Origin of the sequence: Sphingobium estronivorans (genome assembly GCF_008692605.1) — a bacterium.
In the GTDB taxonomy this organism is placed as follows: Bacteria; Pseudomonadota; Alphaproteobacteria; order Sphingomonadales; family Sphingomonadaceae; genus Sphingobium; species Sphingobium estronivorans.
Genome location: NZ_LFCT01000007.1, coordinates 133,663 through 152,054 on the forward strand (window position 1 = coordinate 133,663; position 18,392 = coordinate 152,054).

At 65.1% G+C, this 18,392-nt stretch carries 18 protein-coding genes and 4 riboswitches; of the genes, 4 read left to right on the forward strand and 14 right to left on the reverse strand.

Going from position 1 to position 18,392, the window contains the following annotated elements; genetic code table 11:
* Positions 1-126 precede the first annotated feature (126 nt).
* On the forward strand, positions 127-555 hold the full coding sequence (locus tag F7P65_RS06985) for a DUF983 domain-containing protein (RefSeq protein ID WP_162854553.1): 429 nt from the start codon (positions 127-129) through the stop codon (positions 553-555).
* Here F7P65_RS06985 and F7P65_RS06990 read toward each other — a convergent pair.
* Both F7P65_RS06990 and F7P65_RS06995 read right to left on the reverse strand, forming a co-directional pair.
* The gene (locus F7P65_RS06990) at positions 552-2,180 is read right to left on the reverse strand and encodes a MutS-related protein (protein WP_150291027.1); all 1,629 of its coding nucleotides are present in this window, start codon (positions 2,178-2,180) and stop codon (positions 552-554) included. The genes F7P65_RS06985 and F7P65_RS06990 overlap by 4 nt on opposite strands.
* Complete coding sequence (locus F7P65_RS06995) at positions 2,177-3,775, reverse strand: MutS-related protein (protein WP_150291028.1); 1,599 nt, start codon at positions 3,773-3,775, stop codon at positions 2,177-2,179. The genes F7P65_RS06990 and F7P65_RS06995 overlap by 4 nt, the downstream gene beginning before the upstream one ends.
* 23 nt (positions 3,776-3,798) lie before the next feature.
* A riboswitch (Fluoride riboswitch) is annotated at positions 3,799-3,864 on the reverse strand.
* A gap of 95 nt (positions 3,865-3,959) precedes the next feature.
* Positions 3,960-4,023, forward strand: a riboswitch (Fluoride riboswitch).
* A gap of 23 nt (positions 4,024-4,046) precedes the next feature.
* On the opposite strand from F7P65_RS06995, the gene F7P65_RS07000 reads away from it, so the two are divergent.
* From F7P65_RS07000 to F7P65_RS07010, 3 genes are read left to right on the forward strand one after another with little or no spacing between them, the layout of a single operon-like run.
* The gene (locus tag F7P65_RS07000) at positions 4,047-4,955 is read left to right on the forward strand and encodes a hypothetical protein (RefSeq protein WP_150291029.1); all 909 of its coding nucleotides are present in this window, start codon (positions 4,047-4,049) and stop codon (positions 4,953-4,955) included.
* Entirely contained in the window at positions 4,952-5,287 is a 336-nt protein-coding gene (locus F7P65_RS07005; protein ID WP_162854554.1) for a hypothetical protein, read from the forward strand. The genes F7P65_RS07000 and F7P65_RS07005 overlap by 4 nt, the downstream gene beginning before the upstream one ends.
* On the forward strand, positions 5,260-7,674 hold the full coding sequence (locus F7P65_RS07010) for an HAD-IC family P-type ATPase (RefSeq protein WP_205451965.1): 2,415 nt from the start codon (positions 5,260-5,262) through the stop codon (positions 7,672-7,674). Before F7P65_RS07005 ends, F7P65_RS07010 begins: the two co-directional genes overlap by 28 nt.
* On the opposite strand, the gene F7P65_RS07015 is transcribed toward F7P65_RS07010, so the two are convergent.
* From F7P65_RS07015 to F7P65_RS07070, 12 genes are all read right to left on the reverse strand, one after another.
* On the reverse strand, positions 7,616-8,353 hold the full coding sequence (locus F7P65_RS07015) for a hypothetical protein (RefSeq protein WP_150291031.1): 738 nt from the start codon (positions 8,351-8,353) through the stop codon (positions 7,616-7,618). The genes F7P65_RS07010 and F7P65_RS07015 overlap by 59 nt on opposite strands.
* Positions 8,354-8,361: 8 nt before the next feature.
* Positions 8,362-8,979 carry a histidine phosphatase family protein gene (locus F7P65_RS07020; RefSeq protein WP_150291032.1) on the reverse strand — a complete coding sequence of 206 codons (618 nt, stop codon included), beginning with the start codon at positions 8,977-8,979 and terminating at the stop codon, positions 8,362-8,364.
* Positions 8,976-10,283 (reverse strand): phosphopyruvate hydratase, encoded by a 1,308-nt coding sequence (gene eno / locus F7P65_RS07025; RefSeq protein WP_205451968.1) that lies wholly within the window; start codon positions 10,281-10,283, stop codon positions 8,976-8,978. The genes F7P65_RS07020 and eno overlap by 4 nt, the downstream gene beginning before the upstream one ends.
* On the reverse strand, positions 10,280-10,924 hold the full coding sequence (locus F7P65_RS07030) for a 2,3-bisphosphoglycerate-dependent phosphoglycerate mutase (protein ID WP_150291033.1): 645 nt from the start codon (positions 10,922-10,924) through the stop codon (positions 10,280-10,282). Before F7P65_RS07030 ends, eno begins: the two co-directional genes overlap by 4 nt.
* A complete protein-coding gene (locus F7P65_RS07035; RefSeq protein WP_150291034.1) occupies positions 10,917-11,738 on the reverse strand; it encodes a universal stress protein in 822 nt (273 codons plus the stop codon). The genes F7P65_RS07030 and F7P65_RS07035 overlap by 8 nt, the downstream gene beginning before the upstream one ends.
* A 4-nt stretch (positions 11,739-11,742) precedes the next feature.
* A complete protein-coding gene (gene crcB, locus F7P65_RS07040; protein ID WP_150291035.1) occupies positions 11,743-12,141 on the reverse strand; it encodes a fluoride efflux transporter CrcB in 399 nt (132 codons plus the stop codon).
* Positions 12,141-13,436 (reverse strand): SAM-dependent methyltransferase, encoded by a 1,296-nt coding sequence (locus F7P65_RS07045; RefSeq protein WP_150291036.1) that lies wholly within the window; start codon positions 13,434-13,436, stop codon positions 12,141-12,143. The genes crcB and F7P65_RS07045 overlap by 1 nt, the downstream gene beginning before the upstream one ends.
* Positions 13,426-13,866 carry a universal stress protein gene (locus F7P65_RS07050; RefSeq protein WP_150291037.1) on the reverse strand — a complete coding sequence of 147 codons (441 nt, stop codon included), beginning with the start codon at positions 13,864-13,866 and terminating at the stop codon, positions 13,426-13,428. Before F7P65_RS07050 ends, F7P65_RS07045 begins: the two co-directional genes overlap by 11 nt.
* Positions 13,867-13,892: 26 nt before the next feature.
* Positions 13,893-14,438: a hypothetical protein gene (locus tag F7P65_RS07055; RefSeq protein ID WP_150291038.1), complete on the reverse strand. Its 546-nt coding sequence runs from the start codon at positions 14,436-14,438 to the stop codon at positions 13,893-13,895.
* Positions 14,435-14,737, reverse strand: a complete 303-nt coding sequence (locus F7P65_RS07060) for a DUF211 domain-containing protein (protein WP_150291039.1) — start codon at positions 14,735-14,737, stop codon at positions 14,435-14,437. The genes F7P65_RS07055 and F7P65_RS07060 overlap by 4 nt, the downstream gene beginning before the upstream one ends.
* Before the next feature lie 153 nt (positions 14,738-14,890).
* A riboswitch (Fluoride riboswitch) is annotated at positions 14,891-14,950 on the reverse strand.
* Between the two features lie 541 nt (positions 14,951-15,491).
* A riboswitch (Fluoride riboswitch) is annotated at positions 15,492-15,552 on the reverse strand.
* A 66-nt stretch (positions 15,553-15,618) separates the two neighbouring features.
* Positions 15,619-17,616, reverse strand: a complete 1,998-nt coding sequence (locus tag F7P65_RS07065; RefSeq protein ID WP_150291040.1) for a proton-conducting transporter transmembrane domain-containing protein — start codon at positions 17,614-17,616, stop codon at positions 15,619-15,621.
* The gene (locus F7P65_RS07070) at positions 17,606-18,391 is read right to left on the reverse strand and encodes an NADH-quinone oxidoreductase subunit B family protein (protein WP_150291041.1); all 786 of its coding nucleotides are present in this window, start codon (positions 18,389-18,391) and stop codon (positions 17,606-17,608) included. Before F7P65_RS07070 ends, F7P65_RS07065 begins: the two co-directional genes overlap by 11 nt.
* Position 18,392 lies beyond the last annotated feature (1 nt).

Consider the following 18,392-nt stretch of genomic DNA (forward strand, 5'->3'; position numbering starts at 1 on the left):
AGCCGGAGGTGGAGAGTCGTGTCAGTCGAAGATTAGTCGAACCGTTCGCAGCTCGAACTGCTCTCCATCCTCCCATCATCACGGGCGCCGCTGCCCGCAATGCTCGCGTGCGCCCCGGAGTCCTTTATGCAAGAAGTTTCACCTATCCTTGCCGGCCTTGCCGGCCGCTGTCCCGCCTGTGGCAAGGGCAAGCTCTATCACGGATATCTGCACCTCGTCGAAACCTGCGACAATTGCTCGGCCCGCCTCTCGCACGCAGATGCAGAGGATGCTCCCGTCACCTTCATGCTGATCCTGGTCGGCGGCGTCGGGATGCTAGGCATCGTGATCAGCATCGTCGGCTACAATCTTCCCGCATGGCTGGTCCTTGCCATCTGGGCGCCGCTGATCCTCATCCTGTCGGTCGCGGTATTGCCGCCGTGCAAGGGCGTGTTGGTCGGGCTACAATATAAATACAAGGCCGGCGAGCATTCTACGCACGGGCGCCTGGACCCGAAAGCAGCCGATCATCATGAGCAGCAAACGCCTCGAGCGCCCGACGCTTCCTCCCACTAGGCAGGCGCCACAGGGGTCTCGGACGCGTCCTCGAAGATCTTGCGATACAGATCTTCGCCGAAGCTGGTCCGGAGCGGCTCGCCGACTAGGATACGGAACGAGCGCTGACCCTGCTCGTCCCGATCGGCGCGTAGGAACAGTGCGGTGGGATCGTCGCGTCCGGCGGCGCGGTGCGCATATTCGAAAAGATGGGTCACAAAGATCACCCGACCGCCAGCGGCGCGCAGGGCCTCGACCACCTCATCGGCGATGTCGGACCCCTCGCGCTCGCTGGTCGAGGCGAAGGACTCGTTCAGCAGGACGAGCGCACCCGGCTGGAAATGATCGACGATGGCGTTCATCCGCGCCAGCTCCTCATCGAACTTGCCGCTCACCAACGCCGCATCTTCCTCCCGCTTGTAGTGCGTCAGAATGCCTGTGCAGAGGCTGCCGGCATAGCTGCCGGCACACACGAACATCCCGCATTGCGCCATCATCTGCGCGACGCCCAGCGAGCGAAGAAGCATAGACTTCCCGCCCTGGTTTGCGCCGGTGATCGTCACCAGGGTGCAGCCGTCGGCGTGAACGTCGTTCGCGACGACGCGACCTTCCAGCCTCAACCCTAGGGACGGCTCGTAAAGCCCGTCGCAGGCAAGGGCAGGGCTGGGTCGCGACATATCGGGCATGCAGGTCGCAAGGCCCGCGCTGGCGAGCGCATCATGCAGGGTGACACAGCCCACATAGAATGCGGTCTCCGCGCGCAGCATCTCGAAGAAGTCGCGGATGTGGAGCGCGGCGTCGCCGAGCGCCTTCGCCGCGATCGCGACGCCGCGATTGCCGAACTCCCGCAAGGCCCGATTGCCCGATTCATCGTTCGGCGCGATCGAGAAACCATAGGGGCCCATCTCTTCTCGGAAGAAGGATGGAAACCAGCGGCGCAGAAAGCGCTGCCACCAGCTTTCGATCCGGACCGGCGGCTCGTGCAGGAGATAGTGCCCCGGAAGATTGCCGCCCTCGAGCTGGGCGCTCATCGTCATGCCGTCGCGCAGCCGCAACTGAGAGAGCTGTTCCCCCAAACGCGTGACATAATCTTCGCTGAGGTCCGTCTCGATCATCGAGAAGAAGCGCAGCCAGCCCGGTGCGCTGAAATGGCTCGCCGCGCCGCGGGCGAGGCTGCGCAGCTTCGCGATGACGCCAAGCGTGTCCCGCAGCAGGTCGATGGCCCAGTGCAGCACCGTATCGGGATAGTCACGCGACAGGGTGCCGAGGAAATGGTGCCGGTGCAGCTCGACGGCCTCGATCGCGAGCGTGCGCAAGGCGCGGATGGTGTCGGGGTTGGCAAGGGCGTCGGCGAGCATCGCCTGCCGGTAGCGGATCGTGTCGAGGTCGTTTGTCGCGCCGGTCAGCAGCTCGCGCTCCGCGACCACGAAAACGTCGTCGGCGTCGCCCGCGATGGTCGCGAAGAGGGGTGCCAGACCGAGATCCTGGATCAGCGTGTCGGCATTCCAGGGGAACGCCCGATCAGGGTGGAAATCATCGATATCATAGGCCCTGCGGCCCGTTCGCTTGCTCTCGCGCAGCGCGGTCGCACGCGATGCCCACCACCAGTCGCTGTCTCGATCGGGATAGAGGAGCCAGGTCTTCATGACTTCAGCCGCTCCTCGATCTGCTGGCGCGTCAGGCCATATTTGCGCGCGATCGCCCGCGCATAGGCGAGCCCGTCAGCCTCTCGGCGTTCGACGCGATAGGTCCGGCGAGTCGGATCCTCGGGATCGACGCCGCTGACCATGCTGACCATCGTGTCGCTGAGCTCGCTCAGGCCGTCGATGAAGCTGACCCAGACGCAGAGCAGATCGAGCTCGACGAGCCGCGCCGTGACCTTCTCGCTCAGCATCCTGGCATCGCGAAACGTCGTCGAGGCGAACAGCTCGTTCATAATGATGATGCTCTCGGGGCGTGCCGCATCGAGGATCGCATGCATCCGCACCAACTCGTCCTGCAGCTTCCCGTTCGGGCTGGCGGCGATCTCGCGCCGCTCGAAATGTGTGAAGATCCGGTCGAAGAGGTGGAGCCGGGCCGATCGTCCCGGAACCGGCAAGCCTAGGCAGGCGAGATGATGAAGCTGGCCGAACTGCCGTGCGAAGGTGGTCTTGCCGCCCTGGTTCGGCCCCGAGACGATGAAGATGCGTTCACGCCCTTCGAGCCGAAAACTGTTCGGAACGACCGTTTCGCTGGAGCCTATGAGCTTTCGGGCGAGCGACAGGTCGAAGCAATCGTCGGCATGGACGTCCTTCGCTTCGATCACTTCGGGCAGGCAGAAAGCGAGCCCACCCTCGCATAGCGGCGCGATCCAATCCAGATACGCCATGTAGAACTGGATCTCACGGTCGAAGGACGCGACCAGATCGTCGTAGAAATGCAGTCCATAGTCGGTGACGAAACTCTTGAGCGCCCCGAACGGGTCAGGAAAGGCCCGCGCGACTTCGTCAAGGATACGCCCTTCGATATAGTTGAGTTCGGCGCCGCCCTCCGCGTGGAACGAGAAGGCGCCTTCGCCGCCCTGCGCGAAGCGGGCATAGCTCTCGGCGATCATCGCGCCATAGTCGGCCTGGCCGTCAAACGGGTCGATCCGGACATGAAGGTCCCGGATCATGATGGTGAAGCGCACGCCGGCGAGCGCATCCAACACGTCATGGGCCCGAGCGCGCATGGTCTGGAACGGCTCGGCCGCCAAATAGGCCTTCAGATAGGTTCGCCACAGGTTCATGCCCTGCGACTGCGGCGGGTGGGCGTTCAGATCCGTCTCGAATTGCACGAGGCCATCACAATAGGCGCATGCCGCGTCGATCAGGCTCGCTTGCTTCTGGAGGTGGTGTCGATGTTTGTCCGCCTGGGCCAGCTTGTCGCGCATCTGCTCCATGGCTGCCGCAAAGGCGCTCACAGCCGCGTGTTGCTCCTCGCGCTGTAGATCGCGCACGACCGCCTGGCGAAAGCCGACATCCTCCAAACTGCTCAGCGGCCGATGGAAGAAGGTGGCGAGCCGGTAATGGTCGCGCCCCTCGATCGCGCCGGCGATGATCTGATCGAGCGAGAGATCGACGAAATAATCCGGCTGCGGTACTTCCTCTTCGCGCGCCTGCTGGTCGGCGAAGAGAATCGAGCCAAAACGGACCCGTGGGGAAGGGCCTGCAGCAGAATCGGGCGTGGCGGTTTCGACGAGGCGCGCGGCGCGCGAATCCATGGCGTGCTCCTACCGGGGTCAACAGTTCGGTAGGAGTCATCAGCCCCAAGAGGCGGTTGGTTCAGGCGGACTCCATCGCCCAGTCTCACAATTGTTCAAACGACCAGGCGTTCCCCGGTGCAGACTTCTCAGCCTCCGTTTCAGCGACTCAACGGTCGCAATTCAAGTCCGGCTGTCCTATAGCATCTGGTGAAGGGATGGGGTTCCCCTTTGTAAAAGCCGTCGTGGCTGATGACTCCTGCCAATAGCGCCCATGGCGGGAGTATTGTTCATGTCGCTTGAACCACAAGCCTCGGATATCCGCGAAGAGCCGGCCGATCATCCAGCTCTCGATGACACCTCCCAAGCGAAACGCATTGTCGAGCGGCTTCGGCGCCTCCACGATGGCGAGCAGGCGCTGGGCGATGTCGTTGCCCTCGGCGCCGCGGCGCGCGCGCCGCTCGAGACGTTGCTGGTCGAGCGCGAGCCGAGCGGCATCTACCAACCTCGCGTGCTGGCCGCTCGCGCGCTCGGCGCGATCCACGCCTATGACATCCTGCTCGATTTCCTGCACCACCCGCGTTTCCCTTCGAGCCCGGTCGAATATGCGGGCGAGGAGGCGGTGGTGAACGGAGCAGCCGAGGTTCTCGCGCTGCATCGATTTGAACCCGCCTTCGAGACGCTCCGCGAGATCGTGGCGACAAGGCCGCATTTGATCGGCGTCGTCCATGCCCTCGCGACCTTCGAAAGGACGACTGCAATTCCCGAACTGCTCGCGGCGCTGGGGGACGATGGCAGCCGCCACGCGGCCGAAGAAGGGTTGCTGCGCATCGGGCCGCCCGCCCGCGCGGCATTGGTCGAGCGCGTCGAACAGCTCTCGAGGGACAAGTCGGCCGCGTTCGAAACCAACGTCCGGCATCGGCACGCCATGCTCCAGCTTCTGATTCAGCTTGGCCTGCCACTCGGAGCCTGGGAGCGGCTCGCCCCGCTCATGGCGGCGCCCGACGCACGCGTCGCCGCGGCAGCGTGCGGTATCGCGCTGTTGCATGGACCGCACGCGGCTCGCGACAAGGCGGCGCACACCCTGGCTAGGCTGGCACGGCGCGGCGACCTGCGGCTGCGCATAGAGATCGAGGCGATCTTGCATCAGGACGCTGCGTTGCGGGGGCTCTCACTCGAAACCAGGAGCACCAAGATTTGAAAAGTCTTGCCGACCGATCATTCTTTCGCGTGTTCGATCTCCTGGTCGCCTCGGCCCAACCCAACGGCAGCATCAAGCGACCTACCTGGTCTATCGCGGATACCGAATGGGTCCGTGAGAGACACAGCTATGCCGGTCCGAACCATTCCTTTACGATGGAAACGATCCAAGTTCGCCGGACCACCGCGCCTCGCTGGACGCTGCTCGTGGTCAAGGAATTCTGGTGGATCGAGTCGCAGGAGAAGCCGCTGCGCGATCTGCGCTGGGCCAAGCTGATCCAGGGAAACTCACAGGAAGCGCTCAAATGGTTTCGACTGCGGGAGACACGATAGCGATGGGCGAGGGGCGTCATATCCCTGCCGGACTCTCGCAAGCCGAAGCCCGCGCACGTCTCAGCCAATATGGCTTCAACGAAATTCTGGAAGAGCGGCCCAGCCTGGTCCGGGGCATTGCGAAGCGCCTGTGGGGGCCGATACCCTGGATGCTCGAAGCCGCGCTCGTCCTCGAGGTGTTGCTGAGAAGGACCGTCGAGCCGACCATCATCGCGGCCTGGTTGCTCTTCAGCGCCGTCCTCGGCGCCATTCAGGAGCGCCGCGCACGCGCAGCGCTCGATCTCCTGCGCAGCCGTCTTCAGGTGTCCGCCCGAGCCTGTCGCGACGAGAACTGGCTCATACTCCCTGCTCGCGATCTCGTCCCGGGCGATGTCATCCGCCTCCAGAGCGGCGATCTCGTGCCGGCGGACTGCAATATCCATGAGGGGTCGCTGGAAGTCGACCAGTCCGCGCTCACAGGAGAATCGACGACGATCACGAGAACCTCCGGCGAGACGATCTATTCCGGCTCGACGACGCGCCGCGGCGCCGCGGTCGCCGTTGTGACGCAAACCGGCCCGCGGAGCTATTTCGGACACACGGCAGAATTGCTGCGCACAAGCGGCTCGGCCGGACATCTCGACCGGCTACTGTTCGCCGTGGTCCGCTACCTTGTCGTGGTGGACGCGGTGCTGGCGGCGGTGCTGATCGCCGTGTTGCTGTGGCGCGGTGCCGATGTGCTGCCGCTCGTTCCCTTCTTCCTCGTGCTCGTCACCGCAACGGTCCCGGTAACGATGCCGGCGGCCTTCACCGTGGCGAATGCGGTCGAAGCGCGAAGGCTTGCCAATGCCGGCGTGTTGGTGACCGGCCTCTCAGCGATCCAGGAGGCAGCGACTATGGACGTGCTCTGCATCGACAAGACAGGCACGCTCACGCAGAATCGCCAGTCGGTTGCCTCCGTCGTCTCGCTGACCGGAGAGCCCGAAAACGACATATTGGCTTGGGCCGCGACCGCATGCGACGAAACCTCGCAAAGCCCGCTCGACCTTGCGATCCTGCGAGCACTGGACCGAAGCACCGCCCCCGATCTCGCACGCATGGTCCATACGCCGTTCGATCCGGCCGCCAAGCGCTCCGAGGCCTATGTGCGAAAGGACGGGAATCTCCTCCATATCGTGCTCGGTTCACCGTTGGCGGTTGCGCCGCTGGCCGAACCGCAGCCTGAACTTTCCGCGCGCGTCGACGCGCTAGGGCAATCCGGCGCCCGCGTCCTAGCCGTGGCCGTGGGGCCAGCGGACGCGCTCACGCTTCGGGGCCTGATTGCGCTCGCGGATACGCCGCGCGAGGATGCCGGCGCGCTCGTGGACGCCTTGCGAACGCTCGGTGTCCGTCTGCTGATGGTGAGCGGGGATACGATCGCGACGGCGCGGGCGGTGAGCCGGGCGGTGGGGCTGGGGGACCGCTTCGGCGATGCGCCTGCGTCGCTGGCCGATCCGCTCCACTATGACGGATTTGCCGGCTTCTTTCCTGAGGACAAGCTCCGACTGGTTCAGACGTTGCAGAAGGCCGGCAGCGTCACCGGGATGACCGGGGATGGCATCAACGACGCGCCGGCGCTCAAGCAGGCGGAGGTCGGCATCGCTGTCAGCACTGCCTCCGATGTGGCGAAAGCTGCGGCTCAGGTGGTGCTGACCCACGAAGGGCTGGTGGGGATCGTGGAAGTGGTCTCGGCCGGACGGCGCGTCTACCGGCGCATGTTGACGTGGACGATCACCAAGATCGCGCGAACCGTGGAACTCGCGGCCCTGCTGACCATCGGCTATATCGCCACCGGCGTCCTCGTGACGCCGCTGGCCCTGATCGCCGTCATCATCGTCCTGAACGACATCGTGACGATCACGCTCGCGACCGATCGGGCATGGATCTCGCCCGTGCCCGAACGCTGGGAGATCAGGGAAATCGCCAAGGTCGCGGGCGTTATCGCCATCGGTTGGCTCGGCCTCGCCTTTGCGATCCTGTGGGCCGTTCGGGTGCCGCTCGAGCTTCCCGATGAGCAGATCCAGACGCTGATGTTCGCCTATCTCATGTATTCCGCGCAGGCGACGATCTACCTGACGCGCGTCCGCGACCGTTTCTGGTCGTTCGCACCGAGCCGGTTCGTGGCTGCGGCCACCGCGGGAAATATCATCGTTCCATCCGCATTGGGCTATTGGGGCCTGCTGACGGCACCTGTTCCCGCAGCCTATCTGGGTCTCGTGCTTGCCGCGGTGCTGATCGCCGCCGTCATTCTCGACCAGCTCAAAATCTGGATCTTTCGGCAGAGCGGAATTCTCGGTCGGATCGAGCCGATCAACCTCCCTTCCGCTTCGCCTTGGCAGCCGGCTGCCGGCGAGCGCGATGGCGGATAGAGGAAAGGAATCCGCGGCGCTTCGTTTGCGCGGGGGGTGGGGAAAGCAGCACATAGCCGTCCGACAGAGCCGTGCAGCGAACGATGGCCGCAAATTTTATCGCACGCGCGGCGCCCAGGCTGCTCGCCGCAATTCCGAGTCCGACGATCAGATCCGGCCATGGCGACCGTGTCGCCCGGGTGCCCAACGCGGCCAGGACGACCATCGCACCGGTCAGCGCTTTCGGCCAAAGCTTGCGCCGCACCCATGCGCCCAGTGTTTCGGCGGGCGGCCGCGTGACTGACAACACCAGCGCAACCAGGATGTCGGCAGCGATCGCGCCGCCGCCGATCAGGGCCATGGCAACGGGCGAAGGCACCCGAAACACCGACACGCCCCGCCAGGCATCGACGATCAGGAGATCGAACAGGCCCAGCAGGAGCGCCAGCAGTGGGAGCGCGACCATCTTTCTGGCGCGCGGTTGCCAAATCAGCGCGAGATAGAGGAGCTGAGTGACCGCGGCCTGCTCGAAATGCGCGATCGTGTCGCCGATCACCACGATTGATCCGAACATGACGCCAACGGTGCCCTCGGCCGCCGTAAACACATAGAGGACCGTCAGCGCCGTGAGCAACGCGTCCTCCGCGGTGCCCAGATGGCCTTCCCCATCGTCCCAGTGCGGCACCGGATCGAACATCATGGCTGGACCTATCCCTTCAGCCCCAGCAGATGGCCGGTCTCGTTGACCCGGCCGACGCGGACGTGTCCGTCGTCGATGTCGATCTCGTTGATGCAGCAAGGATCCTGCGCGATGCGCCAATAGCCGGACAGCGGCATATCGAGAAGTTGCAGCAGGAGCGCGCGGTTGACGCTGTCATGACCGACCGCGACGACGGTGCCATCGTGATGGTCGGCCAGCATCGTCCGCAGCGCGTCGCTGCTCCGCGAGGCCAGTTCCTGCAGCGTGTCGCCGTCCGGCACCTGGACCAGTTGCGGTGCCGTAAACCAGGCCTTGAAGAGATCCGGGCTGTCCGCCTCGACCTCGCTCAGCAGGCGCCAGCTCCATTCACCATAGTCGAAATCGATAAGACCATCGAGAGTCCTGCCCTCGACCCCGCATGCGGCGCCTATCGCCCGGCCGGTCTCGACCGTGCGGCCCATCGGGCTCGTGTAGAGCGCCTCGACCTTCCATTCCGCCGCGATCCGCTGCGCCGTCGCTTCTGCCTGCCGGCGGCCAAGCTCGGTCAGCGGCACTTCCTTTCGGCCACGGAAGCGCTGCGGATACACGCCTTCGACATGGCCATGGCGAACGAGGATCAGCTTCATGACAGGGCCTCGCTCTGGGCTCGTTTCGTGAAGGGATTGGCGAACAATGCCTTGTCGCCCAGCGCGCGCTCGATCTCCATCAGGCGATTATATTTGGCGAGGCGCTCGCCGCGGCAGGGCGCGCCGCTCTTGATCTGGCCGGCGCCGATCGCGACCGCGAAGTCGGCGATGAAGCTGTCGACCGTTTCGCCGGAGCGATGCGACACCATGACGTTCCATCCGGCCTGATGACACAGGTTCACCGCTTCCACCGTCTCGGTCACGGTGCCGATCTGGTTGAGCTTGATCAGTACGGCGTTCATCGCCTTGCGATCGATCGCCTCCCGGATGAAGATGGGGTTGGTGACCGTGATGTCGTCGCCGACGATCTGGATGCGGTCTCCCTGGGCCGCCGTCTGGTCGATGAAGCCCTGCCAGTCGTCCTCGGCGAAGCCGTCCTCGATCGACACGATCGGATAGGTGTCGATCCAGCGGCCGAAGATGGCGAGCAGGCCGGCGCGGTCGATCTCGCGCGCTCCGCCCAGCTCCAGCTTGTAGGCGCCGTCCGCTCCGAATGAGGATGCGGCCGGATCGAGCGCGATGGCGATGTCGCGGCCGGGTTTGTAGCCGGCGGCTTCGATGGCGGCGACGATATAGTCGCAGGCTGCCTCGTTGCTCTTGAGGGCAGGGGCGAAACCACCCTCGTCGCCCACGGCCGTGCTGAGCCCATCGCGATGCAGCAGCGTGCGCAATGCGGCATAGGTCTCCGCGCCGTAGCGCATCGCTTCGACAAAGCTCGGCGCGCCGACCGGCGCGATCATGAATTCCTGGAAATCCAGGCCGCTGTCGGCGTGCTTGCCTCCGTTCAACACGTTCATGCACGGCATCGGCAGCAGCGTCGCGCCTTGGCCGCCGATGGCGGCATGGAGCGGGAGGTCCCGAGCCAGTGCCGACGCGCGCGCCGCGGCCATCGAGACGCCGAGAATGGCATTGCCGCCGAGCCGCTCCTTGTTGGGTGTCCCGTCGAGGTCGATGAGCCGCCGGTCGAGGCCCTCCTGATCCAGAGCATCCAAGCCGCGCACGGCATCCGCGATCACGCCTTCGACCGCCTTGATCGCCTTCAAGACGCCCTTGCCGCCATAGCGTGCGGGGTCGCCGTCCCGCAGCTCGACCGCCTCGTTGGCGCCCGTCGAGGCGCCCGAGGGCACCGATGCCGACGCTTCGATCCCGCCGCCCAAACCGATGGTGACTGTCAACGTGGGGTTGCCGCGAGAGTCGAGGATCTCCTGGGCGCGGATGGTGGTGATGAGGGTGTTGATGCTCATTCTGGGTCCATTCTGTTCTGGAGGATCGATCGGCCGAGGACGGCGGTGGTCGATCCGAGTTCGTAGAGGATCATGGCTCCGGTCGAGATGTCGAAGCCCTCGATCTCGCTCTCATCGAGACCGTCGAGCGTCATGACGAGGCTGCGCAAGGCGTTGCCGCTCGACACGATCAAGGTCGTGCCGCCTGCCATGGCGGCGGGAAGGACCGTCTCGACATAGGCCCGGAGCATACGGGCGGCGGTGTCGCGCAGGCTTTCGCCCAGCGGGGGCGCTTCCGCATAGGATCGCCGCCAACGGCGGACCTGATCCACTCCGTAGATCTGCGCAATCTCGCCTTTCCGCTGTCCGGTCAGCAAACCATAGTCGCGCTCGTTGAGCCTGGCGTCCTTCACGACGGGGACATTGCCGATGGCGAGTTCCTGGGCCAGAATGCTCACCGTCTCGGTGCATCGATCGAGCGGGGAACAGAAGACTCGGTCGGGGCGCAAATGCGCATCGAGGAGCTTGTGGGCCATGCCGCGCGCCTCTTCGCGCCCGAAGGGAGTGAGCGGCGGGTTGCTCCACCCCGTGAAGACGTCGTCCGCGTTAGCCGCGCTCTGCCCGTGGCGGGCGAGAATGAGGCGGGCGACCGCTTCAGCCATGGGTGCGGTGCGCGAGCAGGAGCGGCAGGTCCGCCGCCGACAGCATGTGGCGCGTGGTCCCGCCGAGCAGCCATTCCAGCAAGGGGCTGTGCCGGTAAGCGCCGGCAACAAGCAACTGGGCTCCCAGGCTATTGGCCTCATGCACGATTTGCGTGCCCAGATTTTCGCTGTCGGCCGCGACCATTCGAAGCTCCGCCTTGACTCCAGCGTCGCGCAACTGGTCGACGAACTTTGCCGCCAGATCGCGCTCTTCGCCGATACGGATCGCGGTGACCTGTCGAGCAGGTTTCAGCCACGGAAGCGCTTCGCGAATGGCGTCTTCGGCCGAGGGCGTGTCGCTGAGAGCGATGACGATGTGGTCGAAGCGCTTCGCCCGCGCTTGCCAGGCACCCGGCACGATCAGGACGGCTCGACCCCTGCGGACAAGCGCAGCATGCTGCGCATCGTTGCTGTCCATGTCATGCCCGCGAGCGAGGACGATCAGATCGACGTCACGGGCTTCCTGCTCCACCATCTCCTCTTCGGCTCCGGCAACAGACTTCCAGTTGACGCGCGGTGCCTTCGGATCGAGCCCGGCATTCCAGGTGATGAACGCGGCCTGACAGGCGCGCTCACGCTCCCGGGCGCTTCCTTCACGCACCTCACGCAACCGCTGGATCTGGATCTCTTCGGTCGAGGTGACGAGCTGCTCTGGGTCGACGACGACATGCAGCGCTTCGATCGACGCCATCGGGTCGACCGAGGCGGCGACGAGCGCTGCATCGAGGCAGGCGTGAGCGGTCTCGGCCGCGGTGATGACTGCAAGGATTTTCACGCTGCTAACTCCTGAACAGGCGTCCGAGCCAGATAGGGCTGTTGACACCGACCCAGACGGCGATGAGCCCTGCCGTCACCGAGAGAATGATGTTTCCGAGCGCGCGACCGATCTCGCCGGACTGGATGAGGGTGAGGGTCTGGAGGCTGAACGACGAGAATGTCGTGTAGCCACCGCAGATACCAACCAGCATGAAGGCACGGATTTCCGGAGGTACGGGCCAGCGCCCTCCCGCTTCCGTCAAGGCGGCGAACAGCCCGATGACGAAGGAGCCGGTGATGTTGATGATGATCGTTCCCCACGGCATCGCCTCGCCGAGGCGTGCCGTGAAAAAGAGGTTGATTTGGTAGCGAAGCAAGGTGCCGATCAGCCCCCCGACCGCAATCCAGATATAGGTGAGCATCAATCCCGCCGCTCCGAAATGACCTTCACCTTGGGCGACTGCCGCCGCGCGCCACCGCGCAGCTCGGGCTCTTTTGGGCTGAGCGTTTCCAAATACTGTTTCTCCCTTTCTTCGATATATCCGCGCGTGATGGGCAGCGCGTCGATGTCTCGCGTGATCTGCATCTGGAACACCATCAATCCGTAGAATCGGAATCCCATCTCGCAAGACGCAAGATAATAGGTCCACATGCGATAGAAGCGCTCATCATAAAGTGCTTCGATCCGGGCGCGGCTGGCTTCCACGCGTTCGCGCCAATGGCGTAGCGTCTCGGCATAGTGCAGCCGCAATATCTCCATGTCCGTCATCCAGAGCCCCGTTGCTTCCAGCGCGGTGAGAGCTTCGGATGCGGCAGGGATATAGCCCCCCGGGAAAATATACCGGGTCAACCAGCGGTCCGACCCCGGGCCTTCATCCTTCCGGCCGATCGAGTGGACGAGCGCAATGCCGTCGTCCGTGAGCAGCCTGTCGATCGCTGTGAAATAGTCGCGATAATGGCCGCGGCCGACATGCTCGAACATGCCCACTGACACGATACGGTCGAATCGTCCCTCGATCGCTCGGTAGTCGACCAGCTCGAAGCGCACCCGATCGGAAAGGCCCTCGACCTGCGCTCGCGCCCGCGCGACGCGCAGCTGCTCCTTCGACAGCGTGATGCCCGTAACCGAAACATCCGCCAGCCGCGCCAGGGTCAGCGCGAGGCCGCCCCATCCGCAGCCGATGTCGAGAACCTTCGCGCCGGGCCGCAGGTTGAGCTTGGCGGCGATGTGCGCCTTCTTGGCGATCTGGGCGGCCTGTAGGCTCATGCCCGGTTCCGTGAAATAAGCGCAACTATATTGGAGGTCGGTGTCGAGGAAGAGGCGGTAGAAGGACTCCGACAGGTCGTAGTGATGCTCGACATTGCGGCGCGCGCGGGCCAGCGAATTGGTCATCGTCGAGGACCGCGCGATCAGGTCGCGCGCCCAGGCGAGCGCGCCCGGCCTTGGTTTGTGGCCGAGATTATGCCCGATCAACGACATGAAGTCCGCGAGCGTGCCACGTTCGACTGCGAGATCGCCGTCCATGTAGGTCTGCCCGAGCTGGTATTCGGGATCGAGCGCAAGGCGCGCTGCCGTCCCACGGTCCTTGAGTCGGATCGCCACGTCCAGCGCCGGCGCTTCAACTGGCACCGATCCAACCGTGAAGGGTGTTTCTTCGCCGATCCGCACGGCCAGGCGTCCCACATGGATCATGTTCTTGACGAGATCAGAAAACATCGTGCCCTCCCTCCCGAACGATCAAGACCGAGCAACTCACCCGATGGGTCATCCGGTCGGATCTTCGCCCGAAGATCCGCTCCCAGAGATCGGCGTGCTCGGTCGCGCCGATGACGAGGAGGTCCGCGCTCTGCTCGAGGGCGAACTGAACGATCCGCTCCACCGGGTGGCCCGCGAAGACATGGATCACGATCTTGACGCCTCTGCGCGCAGCGACCCGTTCGACGATCGTCTTGCGCCGCTGGATGCGCCGCCGTTCCGCAACGTCGTGCTCCGCGACCTCGGCGATCAAGCTTGGGTTCGGGAAGGATTCGGCGACCAGGATCACATCCAGCGTCGCCTCGGCCAGCCGGGCAAGGTCGATCGCGGCGCGCAGCGCGCTCAGCGAATTCTCCGAACCATCATTGGCGTGAACGATGCGGTGGAACATGGCGGGCCTCTTTCTTCCGGCGCCTCTCAACTCGCGATATCGAGCTGGATGCCGACGAGCGTCAGCACCGCGCCGCTGATCATCACCGCGAGCGTCCAGAAGAGGACGGAGCCGTGAAAGCTCTTGGCGAGCAGCGCGCCCAGCACGCCGAGCAACGCGATGTCGGCGATCGGACCAACCCAGCGCGGGCCTGGCAGCCAGATGCACAGCAGCAGCGACACGGTCGCACCGACCAAGCCGCACATCGCGGCGATCACCGCACCGCTGAGCGCCTCGGCGACAGCGCGTCGGCCGAGCCGTGATGTCGCCAGCTTGCCGTGCGAGGTCAGGTTGAGCTCCCGCTCGGCGCGCGTCAGCTCGGCCCGCTCCTCGGCATAATGCGCCATGAAGAAGACGAAGAGCGTCGTCAGCGCCGTTGCCGCCCCGACGCGCGCCACCAGCGACAGGTCGGCTCCGCCGCCTTTGAGCAGGCGTCCCGCCGCGAGCGTCAGAGCGTTGAGGATGCCGTCGACCAGGCCGGCGACGACGTCCAGCCGGTTGCGGGCGCTGAGAAGCCGGATCGGCCATGTCATCGCGCACGGGGGACATAGTCGATGATCCGGTCGCCGGCCACCAGCTCATCGAGGCTGTGGACGACGGCGCCGCTGCTTTCGATCGCGCGGACGAGCGCATCATAGTCGATCTGCTCGCCCTCGATCGTGATGCTCGTGCCCATCGTCTCCTGGTCCACCTCCGTCACGGTGATGTTGAAGGCGCGGACACCTGGGCTGTTGTGAATGGCTGCGCCGATTTCGAGCAGCGTCGGCACCTTCAACGCCTTGTCGACGTCGAGCACGACCCGCCTGATGTTGAGGCCGATACCGTCGCTCATGCTCGGCCGCCTGCTTGCGGTCGCCGCTCGTTCGGTGCGCAGGCAAAACGCATTCCAGCCATCTCCAACACGCGGCGGCGCCGCTTTTGCGTGTGTCGGGAAACAGGCCGACGGAATCAGCCTGGGCGGCGGAGACACACGTCCACCGCGTTCAACGCGGTAGGGGTCATCAGCCGTTCGGCGGTTGTGGGGGACTCCATCCCCATTCAGCGATGTGGCAGGATCACGAAACCGTGATCCGAAAGAGGCAATGCGCCTGGACGCGATTGCCTGTCGATCGATAAGCCACGGCGTCTGGCTTGTCGAGCATTTGGGCGCTTGCGAATATCAAATCACAAGCCCCCGTTTTGGTTCACTCATTCCCGTTTACAACGGTCGATTCTGTTCTGCCGCCTGGCGCTCCCGTTGATCGAAGAAACGGGCGCGTTTCAGACGATGCCTGAGCGACAGGAATGGGTTGTCAGGGGTCGGACCGAGATAGGCAGCCCGGACGTGAGGGCCGAAGCGCGATAGATCAAATCCTGCCGGCAGGGAGGTTGTCGGGGGGGCAGGCGGAACGGCGGGAGTGCCAGCATCCGCTTGCTTCACAGAGGCAGGATCGGATGCGGAGATCGTTGAGGATTGCTGATCGTTGGCGGGTAGGTTCTTGCTCGAAAACATCATCGCTCCATTGGCACATAGCTGTGCTTAGCGACGTGCGTCAGGATCGATCCAACCGGACCGGCATGGCAAGGACGCACTCCTGCCGCGCAATTGCACGGTAGGAGTCATCAGCCGGAGAGGCGGTTTCGGGGAACTCCATCCCCTGACACGGACAAGAAGCCGTGTCGTGATCGTAACCAATAATCGGGGTTATGGTTCCCTGCCAGAAGAAACGTGCGCTACAGCAGGCTGAGCGCAAGAATGATCACCAGCAGTGCCCCGATCAGGGCAAGATAGAGGTTGAGGCTTCCCGACTGGAGCCGCCGCGCCGCGCTTGCGATGCCGACCGTTCCCATGACCAACGGACCGAACAGGCGCTTGGCGAACAGCGGCGCGACCGCGTGGCGATAGGTGAGCCGCCGCACGAAATAGGGCTGTCCGTTGGTCTCGCGCTGCGTCGAATCCTGAGGACGGTAGATCAGGCTGTAGAAGGTCCGCATCGCGTTCGAGAAGCTCAAGGCGGTTGTCGCTGCTCGTGCGGGATCGGGCCGGAGGCCACCATACCAGACAGCGCTGCGGCGCACCCGAAACCGGCTGCTCACATACAGAAGCAGCAGAGGCAGGATGGCGAGCAGGGGCATCGCGATGGCGAGCGTCGTCGGCGAGATGAAAGCGAAGCTGTGGTCCGGCCCGATTGGTCCGCCGGTCGCTGGCACCAGCACCCAGCCGACCACCATGCTGCCGATCACTCCGGGCGCGAAATGCGCTTCGACGCCATCGTCGAGCGCCATGATCCACCACGGCATGCCGATCGCCAGCACGAGGACGCCCAGGCCGAGCAGGAGCACCGCACCATTGGTCCGGCCGGGGACGCGAGTGCCGGGCATTGAGGCCGGCCTTGCCCCGAGAAGACCGATCCCGAACAGCTTGACGAAGGTCGCGAGCGCAACCGCCGCCGTGAGCGCGAGCCCCGCGCCGGCGATCGCCAGCGTCAGCCGCGCGCCGAGCGTGGCGAGATGAAACCCCTGGAAGACAGTTTGGAAGAGATACCATTCGCTGACGAAGCCAGCGGTTGGGGGCATGGCGCTCAGGCTTCCCGCGGCGATCAGCGCGCCGAGCCCTAACGGCCAGCCGGCAGAGCGCAGCACGCCGTTCTGCCGGACATGATAGTTCCCGGTGCTCGCGCGCACGCCATCGGCCGTCAGGAACAGGCAGCCCTTGGCAAGCGCGTGGCCGCCGAGATGCAGCAGCGAGACGGTCCAGGCGAGGCCGGCAAGGCGCGCATTGCCATCGGCGGTGAACATGATCGATGCGCCCAGCGTCACGACGGCGAGCGCCGCATTCTCCGCCGACGAGAAGCTTAGCAGCCGTCGCCAGTCATCCTCCTGGAACGCATAGAGCGCAGCGAGGATCGCGCTCGCAACGCCGACCAGCACGACCACGATGCCAAGGCCGCCGGCTCCGGCCGGAATCCACTCGGTGAGCGCGCGGGCGAGCGCAAAATAGGCGGCATTGAGCACGACGCCCGACATGAGTGCGCCCGTCGCGCCGCTTCCAGTGCCATAGGCGCGCGGGAACCATTCGTAGAAGGGCAGGAGGCCCAGCTTGGCGCCGAACGCCACCAGCAGCAGCAGCCAGATGAAAGTCTGCATTGCCGGCCCCATCGCGCTCGATGCCGCACCGAAGCCCGCAAAAGCCAGATGCCCGCTTGCCTGCCCGAGCAGGATGACGCCGAGCATCATGGCCACCGTGCCGATCTCGAGCAGGCCGAGCATGAACAGGATGGAGCGGCCGCTGCGATGACCGAGGCTCTCGCTCATCAGCATCACGCCGCCGCCCAGGCTCATCAGCTCCCAGGCGACGATAAGACCGGCGCCATCCTGAATCCCGAACACGCCGATCGCGCCGAGCAGGCTCATTGCCGCGCCGAAAAGCCAGCTTCCCTCATGCGCGCGCATGGGCGTGCAGATCGCCACGGCAAGCGCCGCCGGCGCCAACCCGAATCCCATCAGCCAGAGCGCGCTCGGCGTGAGCTGGAAATCGATACTGTCGCCGGCAAGCCGCGTGGGCAATGGAACGAGGCCGGTGCCTTCGGGCAGGGCGACAATGGCGGTCGCGACCCCCGCCAATGCGCCCAACGCGAGCGCCGCACGGGCGAGCGGGCGCAAGCCGATGAGCGCCAGCACGCCGCCGGCGATCCAGAGCAGGGCGGCGGCCGCGATCAGTTCATTCGCCATAGGTGCCTCCCCGGACGCGCTGCGGCATCCGATCGAGGAACATCAGCAGGGCTTCAATGATCGCTGCCGGATTGGGCGGGCAGCCCGGGAGCCACACGTCGACGGGCAGGGTGTCGCCAAGCCCCCGCTGCGCGGCATAGCCGCCGCCGGTGAGCGCGCCCGACACAGCGCAGGTCCCTGTCGCCATGACCCAACGCGGCTCCGGCATCGCCTCATAGGCGGCCTTCAGCGGCTCGATCATCGCGTTGGTGACGGGCCCGGTCACGAGCAACAGGTCCGCGAAGCGCGGGGAGGGCGTGAAGAAGATGCCGAGCCGATGCAGGTTGTAGATCGGGTTGTTGAGCGCCTGCAGCTCGGATTCGCACCCGTTGCACGATCCGGCGTCGACATGGCGGATATGGAGGCTGCGGCGATAGCCGGCGGTGGGCGCGGGGGAGGCAGGCGCATCGCCGTTTTCGGACCAGCGCAGATCCTCTCGCCGCCGCACCCCGAAAGCCCAGTCGCCCGAGGCGGTCATCGCCCCGTCCGGGCAGGCTTCGACGCAAAGCTGGCAGGCGATGCACCGGCCATAGTCGACCTCGATCTTGCCCGCCGGATCGACGATGATCGCGCCCGTCGGACACGCCTCCGCGCAGACGCCGCAACCATCCCCGCAAAGTTCCGGATGATAGCGCGGCATGCCCAGCACGTCCGCCTGGCCATCATCGCCGTCGGGCGCCGGCCAACGCGTGGTGGCCGAACCTTGGCGAAGCCCGAAAAAGGTCCAGAGCGCCATG